The sequence below is a fragment of the Pseudoalteromonas lipolytica genome (assembly GCF_900116435.1).
GTDB classification, from domain to species: Bacteria; Pseudomonadota; Gammaproteobacteria; order Enterobacterales; family Alteromonadaceae; genus Pseudoalteromonas; species Pseudoalteromonas lipolytica.
The window spans coordinates 53548-78857 of the sequence record NZ_FPAZ01000006.1 but is presented as its reverse complement, the minus strand read 5'-3'; the positions used below and the strand labels follow the sequence as shown (position 1 = coordinate 78857).

The 25310-nt window shown below is 43.0% G+C and carries 23 protein-coding genes; 14 read left to right on the top strand and 9 right to left on the bottom strand.

Annotated features, from left to right (window positions below):
• Positions 1-23: 23 nt before the first annotated feature.
• Positions 24-842, bottom strand: coding sequence for a rhombotarget lipoprotein (gene rhlP, locus BM378_RS07555; protein ID WP_065979707.1), 819 nt, complete (start codon positions 840-842; stop codon positions 24-26).
• Between the two features lie 260 nt (positions 843-1102).
• On the opposite strand from rhlP, the gene BM378_RS07550 reads away from it, so the two are divergent.
• The 3 genes from BM378_RS07550 (at position 1103) to BM378_RS07540 (ending at position 3048) form a co-directional block, all read left to right on the top strand.
• Positions 1103-1537, top strand: a complete 435-nt coding sequence (locus tag BM378_RS07550; RefSeq protein WP_036966195.1) for a hypothetical protein — start codon at positions 1103-1105, stop codon at positions 1535-1537.
• Positions 1538-1635: 98 nt separating this feature from the next.
• A complete protein-coding gene (locus BM378_RS07545) occupies positions 1636-1956 on the top strand; it encodes a hypothetical protein (RefSeq protein WP_065979708.1) in 321 nt (106 codons plus the stop codon).
• Between the two features lie 18 nt (positions 1957-1974).
• Complete coding sequence (locus tag BM378_RS07540; protein ID WP_074988920.1) at positions 1975-3048, top strand: endonuclease/exonuclease/phosphatase family protein; 1074 nt, start codon at positions 1975-1977, stop codon at positions 3046-3048.
• Positions 3049-3079: 31 nt separating this feature from the next.
• On the opposite strand, the gene BM378_RS07535 is transcribed toward BM378_RS07540, so the two are convergent.
• The gene (locus BM378_RS07535; RefSeq protein ID WP_074988919.1) at positions 3080-4456 is read right to left on the bottom strand and encodes an NAD-dependent succinate-semialdehyde dehydrogenase; all 1377 of its coding nucleotides are present in this window, start codon (positions 4454-4456) and stop codon (positions 3080-3082) included.
• A 168-nt stretch (positions 4457-4624) separates the two neighbouring features.
• On the opposite strand from BM378_RS07535, the gene BM378_RS07530 reads away from it, so the two are divergent.
• Genes BM378_RS07530 through BM378_RS07520 form a run of 3 tightly spaced genes read left to right on the top strand, consistent with a single transcriptional unit; the run spans position 4625 to position 6769 of the window.
• A complete protein-coding gene (locus tag BM378_RS07530) occupies positions 4625-5662 on the top strand; it encodes an NAD(P)H-dependent flavin oxidoreductase (protein ID WP_074988918.1) in 1038 nt (345 codons plus the stop codon).
• Positions 5659-6225 (top strand): Crp/Fnr family transcriptional regulator, encoded by a 567-nt coding sequence (locus BM378_RS07525; protein WP_036966211.1) that lies wholly within the window; start codon positions 5659-5661, stop codon positions 6223-6225. The genes BM378_RS07530 and BM378_RS07525 overlap by 4 nt, the downstream gene beginning before the upstream one ends.
• Before the next feature lie 49 nt (positions 6226-6274).
• The gene (locus tag BM378_RS07520) at positions 6275-6769 is read left to right on the top strand and encodes a YgjV family protein (RefSeq protein ID WP_074988917.1); all 495 of its coding nucleotides are present in this window, start codon (positions 6275-6277) and stop codon (positions 6767-6769) included.
• A gap of 60 nt (positions 6770-6829) precedes the next feature.
• Here BM378_RS07520 and BM378_RS07515 read toward each other — a convergent pair whose 3' ends face one another.
• Positions 6830-7342 carry an NUDIX hydrolase gene (locus tag BM378_RS07515; RefSeq protein ID WP_074988916.1) on the bottom strand — a complete coding sequence of 171 codons (513 nt, stop codon included), beginning with the start codon at positions 7340-7342 and terminating at the stop codon, positions 6830-6832.
• 220 nt (positions 7343-7562) lie between these two features.
• Here BM378_RS07515 and BM378_RS07510 point away from each other — a divergent pair, with 220 nt between their 5' ends.
• From BM378_RS07510 to BM378_RS07490, 5 genes are read left to right on the top strand one after another with little or no spacing between them, the layout of a single operon-like run.
• On the top strand, positions 7563-8903 hold the full coding sequence (locus tag BM378_RS07510) for a sigma-54-dependent transcriptional regulator (RefSeq protein ID WP_036966220.1): 1341 nt from the start codon (positions 7563-7565) through the stop codon (positions 8901-8903).
• Between the two features lie 14 nt (positions 8904-8917).
• On the top strand, positions 8918-9127 hold the full coding sequence (locus BM378_RS07505) for a histidine kinase (protein ID WP_036966223.1): 210 nt from the start codon (positions 8918-8920) through the stop codon (positions 9125-9127).
• A 22-nt stretch (positions 9128-9149) separates the two neighbouring features.
• The gene (locus BM378_RS07500; RefSeq protein ID WP_036966226.1) at positions 9150-10628 is read left to right on the top strand and encodes a sensor histidine kinase; all 1479 of its coding nucleotides are present in this window, start codon (positions 9150-9152) and stop codon (positions 10626-10628) included.
• Positions 10629-11090 carry a response regulator gene (locus tag BM378_RS07495; protein ID WP_036966232.1) on the top strand — a complete coding sequence of 154 codons (462 nt, stop codon included), beginning with the start codon at positions 10629-10631 and terminating at the stop codon, positions 11088-11090.
• Positions 11091-11100: 10 nt separating this feature from the next.
• Positions 11101-13068 carry a response regulator gene (locus BM378_RS07490; RefSeq protein WP_065979714.1) on the top strand — a complete coding sequence of 656 codons (1968 nt, stop codon included), beginning with the start codon at positions 11101-11103 and terminating at the stop codon, positions 13066-13068.
• On the opposite strand, the gene BM378_RS07485 is transcribed toward BM378_RS07490, so the two are convergent.
• From BM378_RS07485 to BM378_RS07475, 3 genes are read right to left on the bottom strand one after another with little or no spacing between them, the layout of a single operon-like run.
• Positions 13055-14059 carry a LacI family DNA-binding transcriptional regulator gene (locus BM378_RS07485; protein ID WP_036966238.1) on the bottom strand — a complete coding sequence of 335 codons (1005 nt, stop codon included), beginning with the start codon at positions 14057-14059 and terminating at the stop codon, positions 13055-13057. The genes BM378_RS07490 and BM378_RS07485 overlap by 14 nt on opposite strands.
• A gap of 23 nt (positions 14060-14082) precedes the next feature.
• Complete coding sequence (locus BM378_RS07480) at positions 14083-15414, bottom strand: glycoside-pentoside-hexuronide (GPH):cation symporter (RefSeq protein WP_036966243.1); 1332 nt, start codon at positions 15412-15414, stop codon at positions 14083-14085.
• Positions 15415-15432: 18 nt separating this feature from the next.
• Positions 15433-16767, bottom strand: a complete 1335-nt coding sequence (locus BM378_RS07475) for a GH1 family beta-glucosidase (protein WP_083422887.1) — start codon at positions 16765-16767, stop codon at positions 15433-15435.
• Positions 16768-17001: 234 nt separating this feature from the next.
• On the opposite strand from BM378_RS07475, the gene BM378_RS07470 reads away from it, so the two are divergent.
• From BM378_RS07470 to BM378_RS07460, 3 genes are read left to right on the top strand one after another with little or no spacing between them, the layout of a single operon-like run.
• On the top strand, positions 17002-18267 hold the full coding sequence (locus tag BM378_RS07470) for a sugar MFS transporter (RefSeq protein WP_074988914.1): 1266 nt from the start codon (positions 17002-17004) through the stop codon (positions 18265-18267).
• Between the two features lie 11 nt (positions 18268-18278).
• The gene (locus tag BM378_RS07465) at positions 18279-20795 is read left to right on the top strand and encodes a glycoside hydrolase family 3 protein (protein WP_036966252.1); all 2517 of its coding nucleotides are present in this window, start codon (positions 18279-18281) and stop codon (positions 20793-20795) included.
• Positions 20786-21817, top strand: a complete 1032-nt coding sequence (locus tag BM378_RS07460; protein WP_074988913.1) for a glycoside hydrolase family 16 protein — start codon at positions 20786-20788, stop codon at positions 21815-21817. The genes BM378_RS07465 and BM378_RS07460 overlap by 10 nt, the downstream gene beginning before the upstream one ends.
• 65 nt (positions 21818-21882) lie before the next feature.
• Here the strand turns inward: BM378_RS07460 and BM378_RS07455 are convergent, their stop codons facing one another.
• The 3 genes from BM378_RS07455 to BM378_RS07445 are packed head-to-tail and all read right to left on the bottom strand — an operon-like array spanning position 21883 to position 25180.
• On the bottom strand, positions 21883-22893 hold the full coding sequence (locus tag BM378_RS07455) for a cupin-like domain-containing protein (protein WP_065979718.1): 1011 nt from the start codon (positions 22891-22893) through the stop codon (positions 21883-21885).
• Entirely contained in the window at positions 22893-23618 is a 726-nt protein-coding gene (locus BM378_RS07450) for a SapC family protein (RefSeq protein WP_074988912.1), read from the bottom strand. The genes BM378_RS07455 and BM378_RS07450 overlap by 1 nt, the downstream gene beginning before the upstream one ends.
• Before the next feature lie 20 nt (positions 23619-23638).
• Positions 23639-25180: a tryptophan halogenase family protein gene (locus BM378_RS07445; RefSeq protein WP_074988911.1), complete on the bottom strand. Its 1542-nt coding sequence runs from the start codon at positions 25178-25180 to the stop codon at positions 23639-23641.
• Between the last annotated feature and the right edge of the window lie 130 nt (positions 25181-25310).

Here is a 25310-nt window from a genome sequence, read left to right as displayed (position 1 = left end):
ACGGTGTGTAAAAGCTTTCGCGATTATTGAATTGCTTTTCGTCGCAGACACACAGCCCCCAAAAGTAAAGCGATAAGCCAAAATAGGCTACTGCCACTGTGCCCCTTTTTATGGCTGACATTGGCAATTTTCTCGTCTTTAACGCGAATTTTAAATTGACCTAATTCGCTATCTAGATTTCCTATCATGTCGTCAACAGCAGCATTAAAACTTGCTAGCGATTGCTGTTTCGCGACCTCATCGATACCAATTGCTGTACTTCGTTTCTCTGCTTTATGGATACCTGGCGCACGGAACAACATTTTTCGGCTTTTAATATCAAATACCGCGGTATCGACGAATGTTTGCACCGTGTTTTCATTACCCGGAATGACATAGAGACCAACAATGGTGAGGTATAAGAAGGCTGCATTATTTTCTAAACTTTGTGACACTTGGTCATACGACACCAGCGCCATAATGTCCACATCGTATAAACGTGATACCTGCTCTAAAGTAGTAAACCCCTCGCCTCCCTTTAAGTAGGTACTTGGGATGACTTCGATACGGTCAATATAGTCATACTGCATAAATTGTTTTTTTACTTTGTTGAGTAGTGCTATTTCGTCACTATGATGGAGGCCGTTGTTGTATTTGTTAGGAATAAAGGCAATACCCACTGTGGCGGGTAAGTTTAGAGTGGGCACACTGATTTGTTCGGCTGCTCGTTGTTGTTGATCTGGGTATAAATAGTCAACCAATGAGCTAGATTGAGTTTGTTGATTACCGTGTTGACTCAACATGGTACTGCAGCCAGTTAGCGTAAATATCACAATGATCAAACACCACTTTAATGAATTCATAAACGATCCTTTTTTATAACGTGTTCGAAAACAATGGGTGTAATTTTGGTTTTTTAATCACAGTCATTGTTCCTAATTGAAGCTTTCATTCAGACAAAGAAAGTCATGAAAAGTGCCAAAGAAGTTTAAAGAAATGTAAAGATTGTTTTTATAACGTATTGTTATTTATGATCTTGTTATTTTTAATTGTAACCCTTCATCTATGATTCAGGCTTGCTTGATAGGCTTTTCAACAAGAGCAAATGCAGAGGGTCTCTATTATGAATAAAATAATTACTATCTCGTTAGCCGTGCTAGGTTTGAGTTTGGTGCCTATAGAAGCGAGTGCTAAACATGATCGTGACCATGACAGATACGAGTACAAACACGAACGTAAAAAGCACCATAAACATAAAAAGCATCATAAGCATCATCGCCATGACCGTGATTGTCATCACGATAGGTATGACCGCTATAGCTACCGTGATTTACCACCCGGTTTATACAAAAAAGTAGGTTATGGCGGTGGCTTACCGCCAGGTTGGTACAAACGCTATCATCATGGTGATATTCTCGACAGAGATATTTATCGCCACGGCCGAGTAATAAAGCGTCGCGATAGAAATGGCATTATTGCCATTGAAATTGATGATCGCTTAATACACTTAGTACATGACACACGAGAAATTTTATCCATCGTGTCGCGTCATCGTTAATCCTGTTTAAAGCCGCTTTGCGGCTTTTTTATACTCTTTCATTCCCAGTTCAGAAATAGTTGCTACGCTTAGTAGAATACATAAAAAGGAAAGTTCGTATGAAAATATTTTTAACAGTGGCTGTTTTAGGGCTTAGTATTGTTGCGACAGGCGCTTTAGCAAAGGACAAAGATAAGGACAAAGACAAAGGAAAAAGCTTACCGCCTGGTCTAGAGAAAAAACTTGAAAATGGTGGAGATCTTCCGCCTGGTTGGCAAAAGAAATACCGAAAAGGTGACATACTTGACCGCGATATTTATCGTCGAGGTAAGGTGATTAAATCGCGTAATAACGACGGGTTAATTTCAATTCAGGTTGATGGCACCATTGTTCGTTTGGTAGAGGATACCCGCGAAATAGTCTCGATTCTGAGCCGATAAATTGTGCCAATGAGTTATATGAGCCATGCATTGAGTGTACTGTCTGTACTTTTGCTTATTGTCTCACTATTGCCATTTTCGTACTCCCAGCATTATTTAATTCGAAGTTGTGATTTTGTGCGGCTGCAAGTAGCGTATCTTGCAGGAGCATGTTTGCTGGGAGCAAGCGTGTTATTTTACCTCTCCAACAGCTATTATTTACTCGGTTGTATTGTTATAAGCTTTGTGGTTTTGCTACTGCAAGCGAACTGGATTTACCCCTACACATGGTTCGCTAAGAAAGAAGTTGTCTCAAGTAGTAAAGATGATGCTCACAGTATTCGCATAATGTCTGCGAATGTGCTGATGTCGAATACGCACTACGGCAAACTTATTAAACTGGTAAAAAACCACCAACCAGATTTACTCATCACGCTTGAATCTAATGAAACGTGGCAACAGCAGCTCAGTTGTCTAGAAGCAGATTACCCATATCGTATCTATTGCCCTAAAGATAATCGTTACGGTATGCATTTATACAGTAAGTTTGAAATTAAACACCAACAGGTATGTGAATTAATCGAAGCGGATATTCCTTCGATTCATATCGTATTTGAAGATGCCAATAATACAGAAGTTGAGGCGCACTTTATTCACCCAGCTCCTCCAAGTCCCACCGAAAAAGACACCTCGCGTCCTCGTGATACCGAGCTTATTATTCTGGCCAAAGCCCTTAAAAATAGAACGCGCCCTTGCATCGTTGCAGGCGATCTGAATGATGTTGCTTGGTCACGGAGCACGCGTTTGTTTATGCGAGTTTCTAAGTTGTTAGACCCGCGTAAAGGACGCGGCTTTTTTAATACATTTCATGCGGGTTACTTTTTTATGCGTTGGCCGCTTGATCATTTATTCCACAGTGATGAATTCAGTGTAAAACGAATTGAACGCCTTGCTAAGTATGGCTCTGATCATTTTGCACTATTAACCGAATTGACTTATGACCCCGCTGCTTCAAATCAAAAACAACATGAGGATATTGATAAAGATAAAGCGATTAAAGAGTTAAAAATGCCTATGACATCTAAGCAGCAAGTTCCGACCTTTGATGAATGAGAAAGGGCTCAATGAGCCCTTTCAGTGAGTATTATTGGTTGATCATAATGGTTTTAATATTTACAAATTCGCGTAAGCCAAAACCACCATGCTCTCGGCCATAGCCGCTGTCTTTCACTCCACCAAACGGCAAGTTTGGCTGAGCGAGTCCATAGCCATTTATATTTACCATTCCTGTATCAAAATGCAGCCTAGCCAGTTCAACAGCCTGTTTCTCGTTGCTAGAAAAAATACCTCCTCCTAATCCATAACGCGAGTCGTTGGCTATACGCATCGCGTCGTCATTATCTTTGGCGCGGATCAGAGAGGCCACGGGGCCAAATAGCTCATCATCGTAGGCTGGCATTCCTGGTTTTACATTTTCAAGTAAGGTCGCTGGGTAGTAAAAACCAGTGCCTGTTGGCATGCTGCCACCGACAATCGCCTTCGCTCCAGCATCAATAGAGTCACTTACTTGTTGGTGAAGCTGTGCGCGTAAATCTTCACGTGCCATTGGCCCAAGCCCTGTGTTTTCATCATTAGGGTCACCCAGTTTTACTTGCTCAAACTGTTCTTTAATACGTGCTTTAAAGTCATTATATACTGCGTCAACCACCACAAAGCGTTTCGCCGCGACACATGTTTGGCCATTATTGATAAGACGACCTTGGGTACATGCCTCAATGGCGGTATTAAGGTCGGCATCATCAAGGACAACGTAAGCATCATTACTGCCAAGCTCAAGCACGGTTTTCTTGACATGCTTACCGGCACGCTCTGCCACTTTTTTACCCGTGCTGTCACTGCCAGTAAATGTGACCCCGCGAATAGCGGTATGCTCAATTAATTCGCTGGCTGTTTTACCGTCGATTAATAAGTTTTTAAAGCAATGGGTTGGAAAACCAGCTTCATTAAATAACTGCTCAATTTTTTCAGCCATTCCAAATACGTTACCGGCGTGTTTTAGCACGGTCATGTTACCAGCCATAACATTAGCACAGGCATAACGAATAACCTGATAAAGAGGGAAGTTCCAAGGTTGAATACCTAAGATAACACCGATAGGTTGGTAGCTAATGATGGCGCGGCCACCTTGCATATCGCGTTTTTCTTCGGCGAGGACCTCAGGGCCTTGGTCGGCTGTGTAGCGACATATAGCAGCACAAAGTTCCGTTTCTTGTAAGCCTTGTTGATAAAGCTTGCCCATTTCGTCAGTCATTAACTGTGCTAATTCATGTTTATTATCGTCAATCAATTTTGCAAGTTGATTAAGGTATTTAGCTCGCTCTAATAAAGATGTCTCGCGCCATGATAAAAAGGTTTTATGGCATTTATCTATTTCAGCCTTAGCTTCTTGTAAAGACAAGAGAGTGTAGGTATTTAAAGTTTGCTCGTTTGTTGGATTGATTGTAGTTACTGTATCAGTCATCATTATCTCCTTACAAAATGTACATGACCTTGTGCAAAGCTAACACCAGCTTTTCAAATGTTTTTTAGATTTTTGTTTTTATTGGCTTTTATTTGTTTTTATCTGGTTTCTGTGTGTGTGGAAATATGTAAAAACTGCAAGAGGCTGCAAAACTTACAAGGATAGGCTATGAGTAATACATTGTTTAATACAGAGCTTGCGATTATCCAAGCGCCCATGGCAGGGGTGCAAAATGCACAACTGGCGGTTGCGGTGTGTGAAGCGGGAGGTTTGGGGTCGTTACCTTGTGCCATGCTCTCGAAAGAGCAACTGATTAACGAGTTGGACTATTTAACACACCATACTAATAAGCCATATAATTTAAACTTCTTTTGTCATCAAGTCAGCCCGTACAGCGAAGCTGAGCAACAGCAGTGGCATGAACTATTAAGCCCATATTTTGCTGAGTTTGAAATAGATGCATCGCAATTCAGTCGCAAAGCCTCACGACAGCCCGTTGATCAGCAGGTAATTGATACAATTGCGACTTATAAACCTCCCGTGGTTAGTTTTCATTTTGGCTTACCTAATCAAGAAATTATCGCGCAAATCAAAGCATGGGGTGGCAAGGTTTTGTCATCAGCAACGACTTTAGACGAAGCTCGTTGGTTAAAAGAGCGTGGTGTTGATGCAATCATTGCACAGGGCAAAGAAGCGGGTGGACACCGAGGATGCTTTTTATCGATGGATTTATCGTCACAGCCCAGCACAGAACAGCTCGTTCATGATTGTTTATGTTTGGATATACCGATAATTGCGGCTGGGGGCATTAGTACGCCAGAACAGGTAAAAATGTTTAAAGAGCTCAACGTGGCGGCAGTACAAGTTGGCAGTGCCTACTTGTTATGTGAAGAAGCAACGACAAGCGCATTACACCGTGAAGCATTAAAAACGACAGCGGCAAATAATACTGAGCTCACCACTCTTTTCTCGGGTCGTCCTGCGCGCGGGATACGAAACAGAATTATGCAAGAGCTTGGCGCAATGCCAACGCAAGCGCCTGCTTTTCCTTATGCCTCGATAGCCTTAACAGCACTGCGCTTAAAAGCAGAAGCACAAGGAAGCAGTGGTTTTTCACCGCTGTGGTGTGGTGAGCGTTTCAAAGCCAGAGAAGGCATTAACGCCAAACAAATAACCGCGCTATTAATGCAAGGATGGCAATCTTGACGGATACTCAGTTACTGCCCTTGGGTGATAGTTACCATCACCTTGCTAATGAGTTTCGTAATAAGCTTGCGGGCATAATTGCACTCAAGCGATACGCTAAAGAGCATGTGCTGCTACAGCAAGGTGAGCAACAACAAGCGGGGTATTTAATTGTATCTGGAGTACTTGGCGCATTACATGTATCAGAGCAGGGCGCTCAAAAGTGCAAAGAGTTTTACTTTCAGGATGAGTTTGCACTGCTTTATGGCAACTGGCTAACCGAAACTAATGCGTTTTACCAACTTAAAGTAATGCGGGACGCTGAGCTTATCAAGGTGCCACTGACTTTATTTGATAACCCAGATTGGCAAGCAATGAAGCATAAATTAATCACTCAACAGCTATTATTTAAAGAGGCAAAAGAAGCCTTTTTATTACTGAATACGCCAGAGCAAAGGTATAAATATTTGCTGGATAACAAACCGCATTGGCTCGCACAATTGAGTTTAAATGAGGTCGCAATGTATTTAGGTATTTCAGCTATTTCATTATCGCGAATTAGAGGGCGCCTTAACTTAAGTTAATGTGCGCGATTTTAAGGAACATTACACTGCTGATTTTTCAGGAGTTGGTATGTTTATTTTATCGCAATGCTTGGTCGCTATTGCCACATTACTCGATTTAGCGTCATTTCAATTTAAGCAAAGGCAGTTTATTTTAGCCTGTTTGTTTAGTTCTGTGTTGCTCACTTCTGTGCACTTTTTGCTACTTGATAATTTAAGTGCCGCAAGCTTAATGCTCATAGCCGCAGTGCGCTACGTATATTGTATTTTTGCCCGTAAAACCAAGATGATGGTTGTTTTCATGTTGCTGAGTATGACTGCTGTAAGCCTGACTTGGTATAACTGGGTGAGTGTTATAGCCCTCGCCGCAACCTTAATTCAGACTTATGCTTCGTTCCAAAGTAAAGACTTATCATTACGGCTGATGATGGTGGTAGGTACGCTATGTTGGATAACACATAACGCGCTCTTGTTTTCGCCAGTCGCAGTGGTGATGGAAACGGTATTTTTATTGAGTAATTTAGTCGGAATATGGCGCTATTATGCGCCGCCTAAAGCTGTATGAGTATCAGTAAGGTATTAGCACGGCATTATAGGCATACCGTGCTTTTCCATCGAAAAAACCTCAAAGCGTGTTAGCAATCCGCTTGAGTAAGTAGGTTTCTCGTTGAATAGATAAACCTTGTTTTTCGCTCATAGCCAAGGTGGTCTCGTTATGAGCGATGGCGTCATAAATATTAATCCACTTTGGTTGCATGCCATTTTGTACTTCGTAGTGCTCCATTTTGGGCGCGGCTAGCTCACCGTTGATCTCGCAAAAGTAGCAGTAAGATTTAATATGCACACAATCAAAATCATCTTTATACCACGGCCTAATTTCTTCGTATAAGCCTAGTGGGTGCGTTATGTTTATCTGTTGTGCACCGGTTTCTTCTGAAAGCTCTCTGTACAGGCCTTGTTCAATACTTTCACCGTTATCGACCCCACCACCCGGTAGACTATAGTCATCATAGCGTGCGGTGTATAAAAGCAGTATGTGTTCACCTTTTAGCACTATTGCACGCGCGGTGTTGCGAATAAATACCGAACCATAATCATTACTTAGGCTTGGATGAATAACTTTTCTTAATAATTTCATTTAATTACAACGTAGCAACTTCGCTAAAGTACAGCTTAGCTTAATATTTGGTGAGTTATGATAACGTGTTATGAATATTTAATTCATTATAATTACCCCAAATTGAAACTTAATGCGATAATATAGTTGTAATTAATAATAACTTAGCTACCTAACGCTCGTTGTTTTATTTTCGGAAAAACTGTGCGTAGAATGGTAAAAAAAGGCTTAGGGAAAGAATATGTTAAATGTGCTTTTAGTTGATGATGACAGTGAGTTTAGTGATGTCGTGTGTCACATTGTAGAATTCCTCGGGCATAATATAAATACAGCTGCAAACCTTGCAGAAGCAGAGCAATGGTTCGAAAACAATACATTCGACCACGTCTTTTTAGATTTTATGTTACCAGATGGCAGTGGTCTGCACCTACTTGAACACCTTAAAAAAATTGGTCAATCCCCGCGAGTGACTCTCATTTCTGGCCACCCTTCGGTGAAGGGGAAATTAGCAGAAATGTGTGAGGCGAATGTAGGGCACTTAGTTAAACCCCTTCAGCGCGAAGACATCGAAAGGGTTCTCAACCCTAAAAAAGCAAATACAAAGAAAAAGTCTGCACCGAGTATTAAACGTCATTTTGGCACGCTCATTGGTGAATCTGATGTTATGCATAAGCTTTACACCATGATTGAACGTGTCGCAGCAACCTCTGCCAATGTCATGCTCATGGGGGAAAGTGGTGCCGGTAAAGAAGTCGTCGCACAAGCGATTCACAATGCGACAGCCTGCGATGGCCCACTTGTTGCCACAAACTGCGGTGCATTTTCTAAAGAGTTGATTGGCAGCGAATTATTTGGCCACGAAAAAGGCGCTTTCACAGGGGCTGTTGCACGCAAAGAAGGGGTGTTTGAGCAAGCTGCTGGTGGTACGTTATTTTTAGACGAAGTCACCGAAATGCCCATTGATATGCAACCAAATTTATTGCGTGTCCTCGAAAATAAACGAGTGACCCGTGTCGGGGGGACAAAAGAGCAAGCGGTGAACTGCCGTGTGATTTCAGCAACCAACAGGACGTTGGATGACCTTGCGCAGAACAACGTGATCCGTGAAGATATCTATTTTCGCTTAGCTGTTTTTCCGATTGATATTCCTGCGCTACGTGAGCGCAAAGAAGATATCCCGCTACTTGCGAACGCATTTTTAGAGCAACTAAACGAAGAAAATGGCACAGACTTTAAATGGCAAGCAAGTCAGCTAAAAGAACTTGAAAGTCATGATTGGCCCGGTAATGTGCGAGAGCTTCGCCATGCTATTCACCGTGCTTTTATAATGAGCGACCCTAAAGGCAGTGCTATTACTTTACCTGAATCGCTCGAATCACCATTTTCTCGCGTCAATAAAGAAACACAGACCAGCCAGGTTATGGCCGGACAAACCATAGAAGAAGTCGAAAAAGAGCTGATCCACGCAACCTTGGATAAAGTACAAGGTAATAAAACCATCGCAGCACAAATGCTGGGGATCAGTACTAAAACACTCTATAACCGTTTAAATGCTTATGGCGGCATCGGAGAATACAAATAAAAAAAGGATAAAAAATGAATAATCACGAGTCTTTACGTCAGTTGGTACACGATGCTCGCGCACCACTTAACCGTATTTCAATGAATGCAGAGTTAGTTAAGCTCGTATTAGAAAACGATATGCCTAAAGAAAAAGCATTGGCCGCGCTTGATAAGATTATCGCCAATTGCCAGCAATGTAGTGAGCAACTTCAGCAAATTAGTGATACGCATACCAGCGATTAACGAATAAGCCATTGGGAAGAAAATGCATAAACAAAAGGGAAAAATCACATTAAATTGGGCAGGCTTTATAGCGATTGTTCTGTGTATTGTGATAGCCAATGCCATTTTGGCAGTAAATACGATTCGCTCACTGACAGAGACACAAAATAGTCTTGATAACACCAATTCGCTAAATACTGCCATTGAACGATTACATTTATCGGTGGTGCAAGCTGAGTCGGGTCAACGAGGTTATTTACTGACAGACCGTGAAGATTATTTGCTGCCATACAATGATGCGATTGCGTCTATGCAAGCGCAAATTATGCTGGTTAAAAGTTTACATTCAGAGATACCCGGTCAGGCTGAGCGTATTGCGCGGTTTATTTTTTTAGTGAATGACAAAATCGCAATAATGAGCCAAATTACGGATCTTGCTTTGGCCGATAAAAACGTGAAAGCTCGGCGTTTGCTTTTAACAGATAAAGGGCGCGAACTTTACAAAGACATTCGCGCTGCTGTTGATGAAATTCATATGCGCGAACTTAATTTTAAAGTCGAACAGTTTGCTAAATTATCGCAAATCAAAAACGACGCAAAACTGACTTTTGTGATCACTGCGGTGACCAGTACGCTATTGATCATTGGCATGTTTATTTTGACGCGGATCAACTCACTTAATGCAGCAAAATACCGTGCAGATTTAGAAGTGCAAAATGAAACATTGGCCGCTAAAGTGTCAGAACGTACCCAAGAGTTAACCATTTATTCAGACGAATTAAGTCGCTCGAACCGAGAGCTAGAAGAGTTTGCGTTTGTCGCCAGCCATGATTTACAAGAGCCTCTGAGGAAAATTCAGGCGTTTAGTGATCGGCTCGAAAGTATGTTCAAAGACGATTTGGGTGAAAAAGGCCTCGATTATATTAATCGTATGAAAAATGCGGCGCAGCGCATGTCTAATTTGATTAATGACTTATTAGAGTTTTCGCGAGTTACAACCCGTGGCAAAGACTTTATTGATACAGACCTTAACGAGGTCGTTCATGAAGTGTTAGATGACCTTGAGATTGCCATTAAAGAGTCAGAGGCAACGGTAAACTTAGATACGTTACCGCATATTCAAGCTGATCCGAGTCAGATGCTGCAACTGTTTTTAAATATTCTTTCTAATGCCGTTAAATTTAGACGTGAAAATGTGCCACCTATCATTACCATTTCCTATCAACGGACTGAAGAGTTTAGCCCTGCACACAACAGCGATGTTGCGTGGGAAATTATTACTATTTCAGATAACGGTATTGGCTTCTCTGAAGAGTACTTAGAAAAAATATTTGTTCCATTTCAGCGCCTTCATGGTCGTTCGCAATACAAAGGCACTGGAATTGGCTTGTCTGTATGCCGACGAATCGTAGAACGCCACGGTGGTGAAATTACAGCAACCAGTCAAGTGGGTGAGGGTGCAAGCTTCACTATTAAACTACCTGTGGAAACATCACTTTTCACATTGCAAGGAGAGGCTTAGATGCCACTTAATAAAGTAAAACCCATAACCATTTTAATGGCAGATGACGATGAAGACGATCGTTTATTAACCCAAGACGCTTTAGCTGAAAGTCGCGTACTCAATGAGCTGTTTTTTGTTGAAGATGGTGTTGAGCTACTTGAATACCTTGAACGAAAAGGCAAGTTCAGTGAGAAGGAAAACTCGCCGCGTCCAGGGCTCATATTGCTTGATTTAAATATGCCTCGCATGGATGGACGTGAAGCGTTACAAGCGATTAAGTCTAACCCTAATTTAAAAGGGATTCCGGTTGTTATTCTTACTACATCAAAGCAAGAGGAAGATATGATCAAAGGCTACGACTTAGGTGCAGCCTCTTATATCACCAAACCGGTTACTTTTGATGGATTAGTCGAGCTCATGAAAACCTTAGGAAAATACTGGGTCGAGTTTGTTGAACTACCGCCATCAAATAATGATTAAAGGATAAGCAATGTTAGATAAGGTAACCCGATTACTGTTAGTAGAAGACGATGAAGATGATTATATTCTGACCTGTGATTACTTAGAGCAACTGGGTTCCCATACATTTGATGTTGAATGGTTAAGCTGCCCTGAGCAGGCGATTGGTGTACTGAGTGAGAACAAACATGATATTTGTTTGTTAGATTATCGCTTAGGGGCATCGGACGGATTAGAAGTGCTAAAACGGGCTGTTGCGAATGGTTTTCGCGGCCCGATAATTATGCTTACGGGGCAGTCTGACGAAATGCTTGATTCCGCAGCGCTCGATGCGGGAGCTGTTGACTACTTAGTCAAAAGCGAAATGAGCTCAGGGCGTTTTGCGCGCGCGATACGTTACGCACTAGCGCGACGAGAAGTCGAAGATGAGCGTGTTGAGCGTTTAAAAGCCGAAGCTGAAAACCGCTCGAAAGACCGTTTTTTAGCGCACTTGAGTCATGAGTTACGCACCCCTTTGTCGTCAATTCTTGGCTACACTGAGCTATTAATGCAAAGTGAAAAAAACCAGCATGCGCAGAATGAGCTCGGGGTGATTTACAGAAACGGTAAGCATCTTTTGAGTTTGTTAAACGATGTACTTGATTTGTCTAAAATTGCTGCAGATAAACTTGAGTTGAACTGCAGTGATGTAAACCTTGATAGCTTGATGGCTGATGTGTACACGCTGATGCGGGTATCTGCGATTGATAAGGGGTTATCATTGCGATTTGAATCGCAGCAAGCCCTGCCTTTGATCATTAATTCAGACGCCACGCGCTTACGACAGATTTTAATTAATATTATTAATAACGCGATTAAGTTTACGAACCACGGTGAAATTGTCGTGCGCGCATGGACTGCGTGGGTTAATGAGCGCGAAATGCTGTTTTTTAGTATTAAAGATACAGGGCTGGGTATTGCACCAGAAAAGCAAGCTATTATCTTTAAACCGTTTGAACAAATTGCCGATGTTGAATCACGCGATGTGGGCGGAGCAGGCCTAGGCCTTGCTATTTGTTCTGAGCTGTTAACGCGTATGCAGGGGTCAATCAGTTTGGAGTCAACTCAGGGAGTCGGGTCTGAGTTCACCTTGTCGATTTACCCTGGCAATATTCGCGATGTTGAACGCCAACGACTTCGCTTTGATTCGAATCCAGATTACCAACAAAAGTTAACGACCTTGACCACCCATGGCCGTGTGTTAGTTGTAGATGATTTAAAAGATTTGCGTATTTTAGTGGGCCATATGATCGCCAGCACAGGGGCTGATGTTGAATACGCTGAAAACGGCAAACAAGCGATTGAAAAAGTGGCCGCTGCTGAAAAAAATGGTAAGACGTTTGATATTGTTTTTATCGATTTGCACATGCCTGTTATGGGCGGCAAAGAAGCAACCATAGAGCTCAGAAAAATGGGTTACCAAGGTCCTATTATTGCGTTAACAGCCGCCACAATGAAAGGCGTTAAAAGCGAACTTACCGCGCTTGGCTTTAATGACATGATAGCGAAACCCCTTGATTCAGGTCTACTTTACCATGTGCTTAACCATTATATTTGCCAAGGAAAAACCGACCCCGTCGTGGCACGTGATGATTGCCCCGCCATAACACAACAAAGTACGCGCTACTTGCTGGTGGAAGATGATAGTGATGCCGCGCAAATTACGCAGCTATTGTTAGAAAGCTTGGGTGTCGAAACGGTGATTGCAGCCAGTTATAAGGCGTGCCTACAAACCTTACACACGGACCAACACTTCGATAAAGTGTTACTTGATATGCACCTACCTGATGGTGAAGGACTTGATTTAGCACGCGAAGTTAAACAGCTTTACCCCAACTTAACGTTAGTTATTGTCAGTGGGGCTGAGCCAGAACCAGAAAAAATTGAACAGTTAGATATTGATCAAGTGCTGTTAAAGCCGATTAACTTAGGCTTGTTAACCCAGCTTATTGAGGGTTAGTTGTTATCGACTGCCTTACAACCAGCTCAGGTTCAAATACGGTTTGCAAAGGAGCCGTTTGCTTTTGATAAACGTGGCTCAACACCCAATCTGCCGCCATTTTGCCCATTTCGTTAATAGGGTAGTTTATGGTACTGAGAGGGGGGTAAACATGGCGTGTAAAAAACACATTATCGTAACCCATTATAGAAAGTTGATCAGGGAGTGTGAGACCGAGCTCTCTGGCGCTCGCCATAGCACCGGTTGCCATCTCGTCATTGGCACAAATAACCGCACTAAACGGCTTAGCGTGTTGATAAAGCGTTTTTAGGCCTGTAAACCCGCTGGCTTCCATAAAGTCACCTTGATAAAGTAATTGTTCATCAAAGGGTAACCCATACTCTGCGAGTGCTTTTTTATGGCCTTCAAGACGGTCTTGCGCGTCTTTTTTCCAAAGTGGACCACTAATATATGCAATCTGTTTATGGCCTTGTTCAAGCACATGTTTCGTTGCAAGGTAGCCACCTTTAATATTGTTTAAAATAATGCACCGATCGCTTAATTCACTAATAAAGCGATTGATTAGCACAAAGGGTACTTGGCTTTTACTGAGTTTTATAAGGTAGTCATCACTTACGGCTTCAACATGTAAAATAAGCCCGTCACAATTACGACTAATAAGGAATTCAATGCCTTGTTTTTCACGCTCTTCATTACTGTGGCCTGCGGCGATAATTAAGTGCTTTTTTTGATTGCGAAAAGTATTTTCTATACCGCTCATCATCGGTCCATAAAAGGGACCATGTAATTCAGATACCAAAAGGCCAACACTGTTTGAGCAATTCGACGCTAATGATTGAGCGATTGAGTTAGGTCTATAACCAAGTTCATCCATCGCTGCGGTAACTTTTTTGCGAGTGGCATCACTAACATTAGCGTTGTTATTCATTACTCTTGAAACAGTCGCAAGTGATACACCCGCTAGTTTCGACACCTCGTAAATGGTGGCCATGTTATTCCTTTTTAAAACCCAAATTATGGATGATTTTTCAGTGACAAGTCAGCACTGATCTGCTCAACTGTTTTATTATCGAGAATATACCTTTTCATGATTAAGGCGACAAGCACGCTGCCAATTGCAGGGTATAGCGTAAATGAAATCAAAATTCCCGACAGTGTTTGATTACTCAGCGTTGTGTTTGCTTCGTAACCGTAAAATGCGAGTAACCAGCCAGCAATAGCCCCACCCAAAGCAAGGCCAAGCTTAATGAAAAACACCACACTGGCATACACTAGGCCGGTTAATCGCTCACCGGTTTTCCATTGACCATAGTCAATCGTGTCGGCCATTTTGGCCCACAGTAACGGGGTGGCCATTTGGGTGAAAAAGCACCATAAAAAGTAAATAATAAAGGCAAGTGCTAACTGTTCGCTCGGTAACCAAAATGCCACGCAACTAATGATGGCCGAGATGTATTGTAAGCGAATATAGGCCGTTTTTTTATCGACACGTTTACTGAGTGGTTGCGCACAAGCACAGCCTAAAATATTACCTATCATGCCAATTGTAATAAAGTAAGTGACCAGTTCAGCTTCGCCAAGAACATACTTGACGTAATAAATTGCCAAGGTAGTACGAAGTACCATACTGGTTAAAAGCATAACGGCGGCAAAACAAAGTACCTTAAACGGGCCGTTTTGCAATAAGGTGCTCATGCGGCTTTTCCAGCTCAGAGAGCTGTTATGCTCGGCTATAACACGCTCTTTGGTAAAGCGAAAACAGATTAAAAATAACACCACACCCAAGCCACTCATCAGTGCCATAGTAAGCTGATAACCTAGGGCGTTATCACCTTTACCTAACCAATTTACTAGCGGTAAAGTACAGGCACTGACAATCAATCCTCCTAACATACCGAATACAAATCGATAAGACTGTATAGATACGCGTTGCTTAGGGTCTGGGCTTAATACGCCCCCTAAAGCAGAGTAAGGGATATTGATAGCGGTATACACAAGCATAAGGAGTGTGTAGGTGATAAAGGCGTAAATGACCTTGCCCGACTCGGGTAAATCGGGGGTTGTGAAGGTGATCATACTAATCACCCCAAATGGCACAGCCAGCCACAGCAAATAAGGCCGGTAACTGCCATATTTAGTGCGTGTCGAGTCGGTTAATGCGCCCATAAGTGGATCGGTAATCGCATCAACGACTCTTACCACTAAGAACAGGGTGCCGACAACTGCTGGCGAGATACCAAAAATATCGGTATAGAAAAAAGTTAAAAATAACATTACCGTTTGAAAGATAATGTTACTCGCTGTATCTCCTAAGCCATAAGCTATCTTTTCTTTTGTTGTCAGCATGTGTGTTCTCGTTTGTTATTATTTTTTTCGCTGCTTTAACAGTGCGCGATACTGCTTTGCACTTTCTTTTAAAATGCGTTGTTGGCTTTGATAGTCGATATAAACTAACCCAAAACGTTTTTCATAACCATATGCCCATTCAAAGTTATCCATTAAGCTCCATGCAAAATAGCCTTGAATATTAACGCCTTGGCGAATTGCATTACACACAGCATTTAAATGAGTGTGATAATAATCAACGCGTTCAATATCGTATACTTCACCATCTACTAAACTATCAGCCATGGCTGCACCATTTTCGGTGATATACATTTTGGGTAAATTATAGTGCTGATGTAATGAAACAAGCAGCTCAGTTAGGCCTTCTGGGTAAACTTCCCAGCCCATATCGGTGACACGCACATCGGTCAGCGGGGCTTCTTCAAACCAGCCATCAGGCGTGCTTTTGTAGTGTATGCGGGTATAGTAATTAACGCCAATAAAGTCGACAGATTGACTAATAATTGCCATATCATCGGCTTCGATAATGGGTTTTACATCCGCCGCTAAGTCATCAAAAAGCGGGGGATAGCATCCCTCTAAAACCGCTTTAATGTACCACTGATTATGGTATTGGTCAGCAAGCTTTGCTGCGTTGCAATCATTCTCTGTCAGTGGGTAGGTTGGACTGAAGTTTAATACGATACCTGCCTCGGTATTAGGGCAGTTTTTTCGTAATACTTGCATAGCCAAACCATGAGCCAGTAATAGATGATGAGCCGCTTGACGACCTGCTTGCTGGCTTTTTATGCCCGGTGCATGCACACCAATTTCGTAGCCTAAATACGCACTACAAAACGGTTCGTTCAACGTGGCAAAAGAGTCAACCAAGTCACCTAAGTGACGACTGACTTTGTCGGCATAGTCCTGGAACTTGTAGGCTGTTTCGCGATTCAGCCAGCCCCCTTTGTCTTCAAGGTGCTGGGGTAAATCCCAGTGGTATAAGGTGACATATGTTTTGATATTGCGTGCTTTAAGTGCGCTGAGTAACTCAGTATAAAATGCCATGCCTTGTGAGTTTACAGAGCCATCCTCGTTGATTACCCGAGGCCATGAAATAGATAAACGATAGGCATCAACGGCTAAATCAGCAATCATCTCAATATCGTGTCGCCAATGTGTAACATGATCGCACGCTATATCACCGTTACTGTTATCGGCAATGGCGGAAGGTTTTTCGCAAAAAGAGTCCCAAATACACGCTAAGCGTGTATCCCGTGCGCCTTCAATTTGAAATGAGGCAGTAGCAACACCAAAGGTAAACTCGGGCTTGAGTAAATACGAGTCGGGCAAAAGAGAAATAGTTTTAAACACAGTGGATAGTCTTCCTTCGCATTGATTGTGTAAGGCGGCTGGCATACAGCATAGTAGTCAGTTGTAAGCGCTTACAGTTTTTCTGCAAATAAATTGCTTAATATGATTTATATGTTATAAATGTAAGCGCTTACATTTTATGTTGCAACACTTTTTTGTTTTTTCTTTAACCATGAAAAAGCACTATATTTGCTGTAACAAACTGATAAATATAAATAACTAGAGAATAAAATTATGGCTCATGTTTCAACGCCTGTTGCGGCAACATCAAGTCAAGTGGCGATGCCCAAGCAAACTTTTGCACTGGCATCATTAACCACTTTGTTTTTTATGTGGGGATTCATCACGTGTTTAAACGACATTCTGATCCCGTATCTAAAAGGCATGTTTTCACTTAACTACACGCAAGCGATGCTGATTCAGTTTTGCTTTTTTGGCGCGTACTTTGTGATGTCTATTCCCGCCGGTAAGCTTGTAAGTCGTATTGGTTATCAGTTTGGTATTGTTGTAGGGCTGGTTGTAGCAGCAATTGGATGCGCACTGTTTTACCCTGCGGCTGTCGCACATGTGTATGAGTTGTTTTTACTTGCCTTGTTTGTGCTTGCATCAGGCATCACTATTTTACAAGTCTCTGCTAATCCGTATGTCAGTGTACTTGGACCACAAAAAACCGCGTCTTCACGTTTAACAATGACCCAGGCATTCAACTCGCTAGGCACCACGGTTGCACCTATTTTCGGTGGGTGGTTAATTTTAACGGAAGTGAGTCATGCGACTGCGGAACAAGTGAAGTTTCCTTATTTAATGTTGTCTGCCAGTTTGCTGGTTCTTGCCCTCATTTTTGCATTCTTAAAATTACCTAAGTTAGGCAGAGAAGCTGATAACGAAGCGGAGCATCAAGACCTTGAAGACTTTGTTGATTTAGGCAGCGTTTGGCAGTATCGCCATTTGATTCTTGGTGCTGTGGGTATTTTTGTTTATGTCGGTGCTGAAGTCGCCATTGGCAGCTTTTTAGTCGGCTTTTTAACCCTTGATAACATTGCAGGCTTAACTGATAAAGAAGCCGCTCATTACATTAGCTACTATTTTGCTGGCGCCATGATCGGCCGCTTTATCGGCGCGCTGGTAATGCAAAAGTTCAATGCAGGTAAAGTGCTTGCGTGTCATGGATTACTGGCTGTTGTATTGATTATTGTTGCAATGACCGGCGAGGGCAGCCTTGCAATGTGGGCGATTTTACTGGTTGGGTTATGTAATTCAATTATGTTCCCAACCATTTTTAGCTTGGCACTGCATGGTCTGGGTAAATACACCTCAAAGGGGTCAGGTATTTTATGTTTAGCGATTGTTGGCGGCGCCATTATACCGCTTATGCAAGGTATGCTGGCTGATTCAATCGGTGTACAGCTCGCGTTACTACTGCCAATCGCTTGTTATTTATATATTACTTACTTTGCGCTTTCTGGCTCAAAAGTAGTGTCTCAGAACCGTCATTCTTAAAGGTGCAGACTATGACAATAAAAAAACCATTAACGCTGTGTTCGATAATGATTGCCAGCATCAGCATTCTTGGCTGTACAGGGCAAGATAAGGTGGCAAAAATGAACGCTGAGAATGAAATCTGGCCTCGTATCGAAACGGGCATTAACGCAGACCCAGAAATGGAAGCGCAAATAGCTGCTCTTTTGGCAGACATGACGCTTGAGCAAAAAGTGGCGCAGATGATTCAACCTGAAATTCGAGATATTACGGTTGAAGATATGCGTAAATACGGGTTTGGTTCTTACCTAAATGGTGGAGGCGCATTCCCTAATAATGATAAACACGCCAGCGCCGCTGATTGGATAGACTTAGCTGAAAAAATGTATCAAGCATCAATTGACGATTCACTTGATGGCAGCAAAATCCCTACTATGTGGGGCACCGATGCTGTGCATGGTCACAATAACGTAATTGGGGCGACCTTATTCCCACACAACATTGGCTTAGGGGCGACAAACAACCCCGCCTTAATTGAGAAAATTGCAGCGGCAACCGCACAAGAAGTGATGGTAACGGGTATCGACTGGGTGTTTGCACCGACCGTTGCCGTGGTTCGTGATGATCGCTGGGGACGTACATATGAAGGCTATTCTGAAGACCCTGAAATCGTTAAAGCTTACTCAGCAGCAATTGTAAAAGGGTTACAAGGCGCAGTTGATGAAGACTTTTTATCGGATAAGCGCGTGATCAGTACCGTTAAGCACTTTTTAGGTGATGGAGGGACTGAAGGGGGTGACGATCAAGGTAATAACACGGCATCTGAGCAAGAGTTATTTGATATTCATGCCCAAGGCTACGTTGGTGGACTAGGTGCCGGCGCACAAACGGTGATGGCGTCGTTTAATAGCTGGCATGGAGAGAAAATTCACGGCAGTAAGTACCTACTTACCGATGTGTTAAAAGGTAAAATGGGCTTTGATGGCTTTGTTGTTGGAGACTGGAATGGTCACGGTCAAATTCCGGGTTGTACAAATGGAAATTGTGCGCAAGCTGCGAATGCGGGTCTTGATGTTTACATGGTACCAACAGATGCGTGGAAGCCATTGTATGAAAATTTAATCAAACAAGTTAACAGTGGCGACATTGCCCAAAGCCGAATTGATGATGCAGTAACGCGTATTCTGCGCGTTAAAATGCGTGCCGGTTTATTCGATAAACCAAGCCCGGCAAACCGTCCGCTTTCAGGCAAAACAGACATCATTGGCAGTGCAGAGCATCGTGCAATTGCCAAGCAAGCGGTGCGTGAATCGTTAGTGTTATTAAAGAATAAGCAACAGCTGTTGCCATTATCGCCTAAAGCAAATGTACTTGTCGCGGGTCTGGGTGCTGACAACATTGGTATGCAGTCGGGTGGCTGGACAATTACGTGGCAAGGCACTGGTAATGAAAACAGTGATTTTCCGGGTGGATCATCAATTTACGATGGTATTAAACACACGGTTGAGCAAGCCGGTGGACAGGTTCAATACGATTTAAACGGTGAATATACAACAAAACCTGATGTGGCCATTGTGGTGTTTGGTGAACAACCATATGCAGAAGGCAATGGTGACCTAGATAACCTTGAATATCAGCGTGGTAATAAATCAGATTTAGCCTTACTTAAAAAGCTGAAACAAGCCGGAATTCCAGTGGTATCTCTGTTTATTAGTGGTCGCCCAATGTGGGTGAATGCTGAGCTTAATGCCAGTGATGCGTTTGTAGCAACTTGGCTTGTAGGCAGTGAAGGTGATGCCATTAGCGATGTCATCTTTAAACAGGCTGACGGTTCAATTAATCATGATTTTAAAGGGAAATTATCGTTCTCTTGGCCAAATAATCCGGTAGAAAATTATAATCGTGGCGATAAAAACTACGCACCTCTGCTGCCGTATGGCTTTGGCTTAACCTACCAAGATGCCAATACCTTAACTGATGAACTAAACGAGGTATCTGACGTGGCCACTAAATTAGAAGATTTAGTGTTATTTGAACGCGCAGTAAAAGCCCCTTGGTCATTGCAACTGCAAAGTGGCAATGAGCAACAAACAATGACAAGTAGCCGTGCATCACTCAATGCGGTAAGCGTAAAAACCTTTGATAAAGACGTACAAGAAGACGCGCGTGCGATTACCTTTAATGGTAAAGAGCCTGCTGCGGTACGTTTAATGGCTGCGTTCCCGTCAGATTTGCGTTCATATGTTGAAAAAGCGGGTCAGCTTGAAATGCAAATTAAGATAGACCAAGCAGCAGATGCACCATTGATGTTAGGGATGCAGTGTGGTGAAAATTGTGACGGTCAATTTGATATTAGCAAACAGCTAACACGCACGTCTGAGTGGCAAACACTCACGGTTGATTTGAACTGTTTTGTTGAGCAAGGCGTTAACCTTGGACAAATATTCTCACCATGGCAGCTTGCAACTGACGGTGCGTGGCATGTATCTGTTGCTAAACTTAGTGTGAGCAGTTCACACGCACAGGACTCAACAATTTCATGTCAGTAAGAACCTATGCTGTTATTTTGCTAACAGGCGCATTGAGTGCCTGCCAGCAAACAGCAGAACCCATTAAAGCCAGCCTAGGTGAAGGCTGGCAGCTTGTTTGGCACGATGAGTTTGAACAAAACACCATTGACCCAACTAAGTGGCAGCACGAAGTTAATTGCCGTGGTGGTGGTAATGATGAGCAGCAATGCTATACCGCCCGAAGCGAAAACAGCTTTGTTGAATCTGGCTTGTTGCATATTGTTGCGCGTAAAGAGCAATACACTGGGCCTTTACATAACGCAGATGAAGTTACTCGCGATGCTGAAAGAGCGTTGCTGGCTACTCAGCCTTTTACGTCGGCACGGCTTCGTACTAAGCACTTAGGTGATTGGCGCTATGGACGCTTTGAAGTTCGCGCTAAATTGCCAGCAGGACAAGGGGCGTGGCCTGCTATTTGGATGCTGCCTACGGATTGGCACTATGGTCGCTGGGCGTCATCAGGCGAAATTGACATTATGGAAGCGGTTAATTTAAACACTCAAACCGATGATAAAACAGCCCCAGCTGGTAGCTTGGAAACACGCGTGCATGGCACCTTGCATTACGGTGGACCTGCTCCTGAAAATGTTTACAGTGGCACGCCTTATCGTTTTAGTGATGCAGATAACCCCGCTGATAATTTTCATGTTTATGCGCTTGAATGGCAGCAAGATGAAATTCGTTGGTATGTTGATAATGTGCACTATGCAACGTTTCGCCATGACCAGTGGTATTCAACATCACAGCAAGCCGATGGCTCATTTGTAGAAAACAGCGGTTTTGCCCCTTTTGATCAGCGTTTTCATTTATTACTCAACTTTGCAGTTGGGGGTAATTGGCCCGCCAATGTCAATGACAAAGGGGTTGACATGAGTGGTTATCCAAAGCAAATGCTAGTGGATTATGTGCGTGTTTTTCAGTGTAGTCAAAACAGTGAAACGGGCAAGGGGTGCGCTTCTGTGCAGCCATCAGCAGTGCACATAAAAGGCAAGCGTCAGTGAATTATGAGCCAAGAGCCTGCAGGTGTTTCGCCGAACTCGTTGCATCTGCTGGCTTTTGGCTCATTCTATCGGTTGAGCTTTTGTAGTAATAATTGTCTTATTTTTCTTGCGGTTAATTCATCAATATCAGCCAAAATACCGTGTGCAGGCTGTGCAATATGGCTGGTTAAATCGAGCTCATCAGCAAATACATAGTGATTAAACAATTGCTGCCATTTTTGTTTATGCTCTTTTGGTAAGTCCTTTATCGCCAACATGCTATGCAACATAGCATCAAAGGGGTTGGCCAAATACTCCGGAGCTTGTCGCCACCAATAATTAACTAACACATTAAATGGCTGTGTTGCACTGACTTGGTGCCACCAAAGTGCAGGAATATAAATAGCATCCCCAGGTGTTAATGTCGCTGTTTGCGCCTTTTCTGCTGCCTCTTTGAAACGTGGAAAACGCGTGAAATCAGGGTTATTAAAATCGACTAAGCTAATAGCCTGACCCGCGGGTGTAAACTCAAGAGGCCCAACATATAAATTATTTACCTGCTCAGTGGGTAGTAGGGTAAAGGTGCGCTTACCCGCAGCAACACACGCCAAGTTATCGGCATTGTCGTAATGAGCCGCAATATGACTGTGATTTCCCACCCAGAGACTTGTTAGGCAGTTATAATCGGTCACCTCTAATGGGTTGTCGAGACTAAAGCCCGGCGCGCAGTATTCCACAGCGGTTGACCCCATATACAGCGAGTCAGCCTGTGTGTGCGCTAATTTATCGACTAACTTGTCTAGCACGCTTTTGAGTGAGTCGGCGTGTTGTGAAAAATTAAGTCCCGATAAATCAGCATTATAAAAATAGCGGCCTTGATGCATAGCATCGGCACTAAAACTACGAACAGGCGCATTATTGGCCAGCTCTAAAAGGTAGCTCAATGCCTGTTTTTCGCCTTTTTTGGCTGCTGCAACCTGAGGCCAGTGAGCACACAGCTCTCTTATCACCAAAGGCTCAGTTAAGTCGGCTAAAAACGCTTTGAGGTTGGTAATCTCTGAGGCATTGCACTCATTAATTGGCGCTGCGCTAAACATTACTGCTGCGCCCACTTCTTATTCAGTAAGTGTGGGATCTGTTCCATTGATGCAAGTACCATATAAATGGCTTGTAAGTCGCCTTGCTGTTGCAACTGCTTTAACTGTTGCGGTGTTAAATCATTTAGTGCGTGTTGATTAATGGTATAAAAACCTGTCACTGTGACTTTTTCGCCATTCTTTTGGGCATATTCGATACTGAATGCTTCCAGTAGGTTGGCGGCAAGTAGGCGCTCAAAAAAACCATTAATTGTTTGATGCTCTTGATGCAGGGTATTCAGTACTTGAGCAATGTGATTTAAGTAATCACTGTTACCGCCATGCTCAAGGAAAATGGCTTCCCCCTGACTTGTACTAACACGAGGGCTGTCTAAATCAATATGCACCACTAATGATTGCTCAGGAATTCCATTGTTATATTGCGTCTGTTGGCCTATTAAAAACGGTTGGCGCAGCATGCTAAGCGGTAAGTAACTTAGTTTTAATTCGCCTTTTTCATCAAGCAGTAGGTTTTCACCATTTTCAAAACCAAATAATGCCAATGCTTCAAACTGGCCTGTTTGTGGCTGCTTACGAAATACGATCGGTTGGTTTGCTTGTATTTTTGCAAACTCGCTTGGGAAAATAGTGGCGCAGCTAATTTTATCGCCCCAGTCGGCACCGCGTGCGGTGATCACTTTCAGGTCTTTATGGCTAATATTATCAAGTAAAACGTGATTGGCCATTGGGCCTCCTAATGCTGATATTAAATAGGTTGAATACCAAATTGCTGAATATGGTTTAGCAGCTCACGATTTGTTGGTAGCTGCTGTAAAGCATGTTTGGCATGTTGTTGATTAGCAGTAAAGTGCTCAACAATTGCAGCAGGCATTGCCATGCTTGGAAATTTAGGCAGCTGTTTCATGCCATAGAGCACATACTGATAACTGGCCGCAGAGAATACCTCTTGGGCACGATCAAAATCGTTGAGCCATGGACTTTGATACTGCCACAGCGCTAAATTCTCTTGCAGTTGCGCCGGTACACTTGCGGCTTCTTTATGTGCTTGCCAGTATGGACTGGTCCGTTTTGATAACACGTAATGCAGTTTTAAAAATTCGATTATGCGCTGCCAGCGATAATGGCATTGGTCATCAAAGCGTTTGGCAAGCGTAAGCATCGCTGCACGGTGTGTGGGGAAATTAGCCAGTAAATTATTAAGACCAAGCTCCACCATCACGAGTGCAGAGGCTTCTAGCGGTTCAATAAAGCCAGCTGACATTCCGATTGCTAAACAGTTTTTATGCCAAAAAGTACGCCTGTAGCCGGGTGTAAAACGAATCTCGCGAAATGTTAATTGGCTTTGGTCTGTGCCTGGCTGGGTGCTTTCAATGTAGCGGCCAAGCGCTTGTTTGGCATCATCACTGTTGGCAAAACGACTTGAGTAAACCATACCAAGCCCACGACGACTTTGTAGGCCAATATCCCAAATCCAGCCCGCATCTTGAGCGGTGGCTTTGGTATAAGACAAAATGTCTTGTTGTGGGCTTGCATAAGGTACTTGCACTGCCACTGCGCGGTCGTTAAATAGCACATCTTGTTGCTCGATTAATTCAACGCCGTAATGCTGATGTAAGAGCTTTGCGTGTGTCCCCGAGCAGTCAATAAACAAGTCGCCGGTAATTATTCCATGATCGCGTGTTTCTAATGAGCTGATGTAGCCTTCATCATCGTTATTAATGCTTTCAACATGGCTTACAATATGCTCGACATTAAGTTGAGTGGTGCAGTGAGTTTGCAATAACATTGCAAACTTTCCAGCATCTAAATGATAACCATAGTTTGCTTCGCCTTGGTAGGCGCTGTGTAGGTGGTTTTTTGGGGCTTTGTGGTGATCGCATAAGTAGGTTTGACTTGCGACGGCATGGCTAAAACTTACGGCCTCTTTATTGGCGAACCAATAGGGAGCAATGTTTAGCTGCTGATAGGCAACAGGCAAACTAAACGGGTGGTAATAATGGGTGCTGCCATCATCTTCGCACCAGCCATCAAAGCGTGAACCTTGTTTAAATGAAGCATCGCAGGTTTGAATAAAGTCACTTTCACTAATGCCGATGGTTTTCAGTGTTTGGCGCATTGTCGGCCAGGTACCTTCACCAACACCAATGGTGGCAATATCAGGGGATTCAATGAGGGTGATCTGTGCGTTATGGGTTAAATGTGGCTGTGCGGCAATTAAACCCGCGGTTAACCAACCGGCAGTTCCCCCTCCTAAAATGACCACTTTTTTTACATTATTCTGTTGCATGTTCAAAGCTACCTTAAACGCTATAAAGACAAACTAGCATATTTGTGAAAAAAAAAGCCGCTGTTGAGTAATGCCAGTCAGTTAAGCAGTTTTTTGAATAAATATGTGAATATTATTCAGTTAAAGCTGC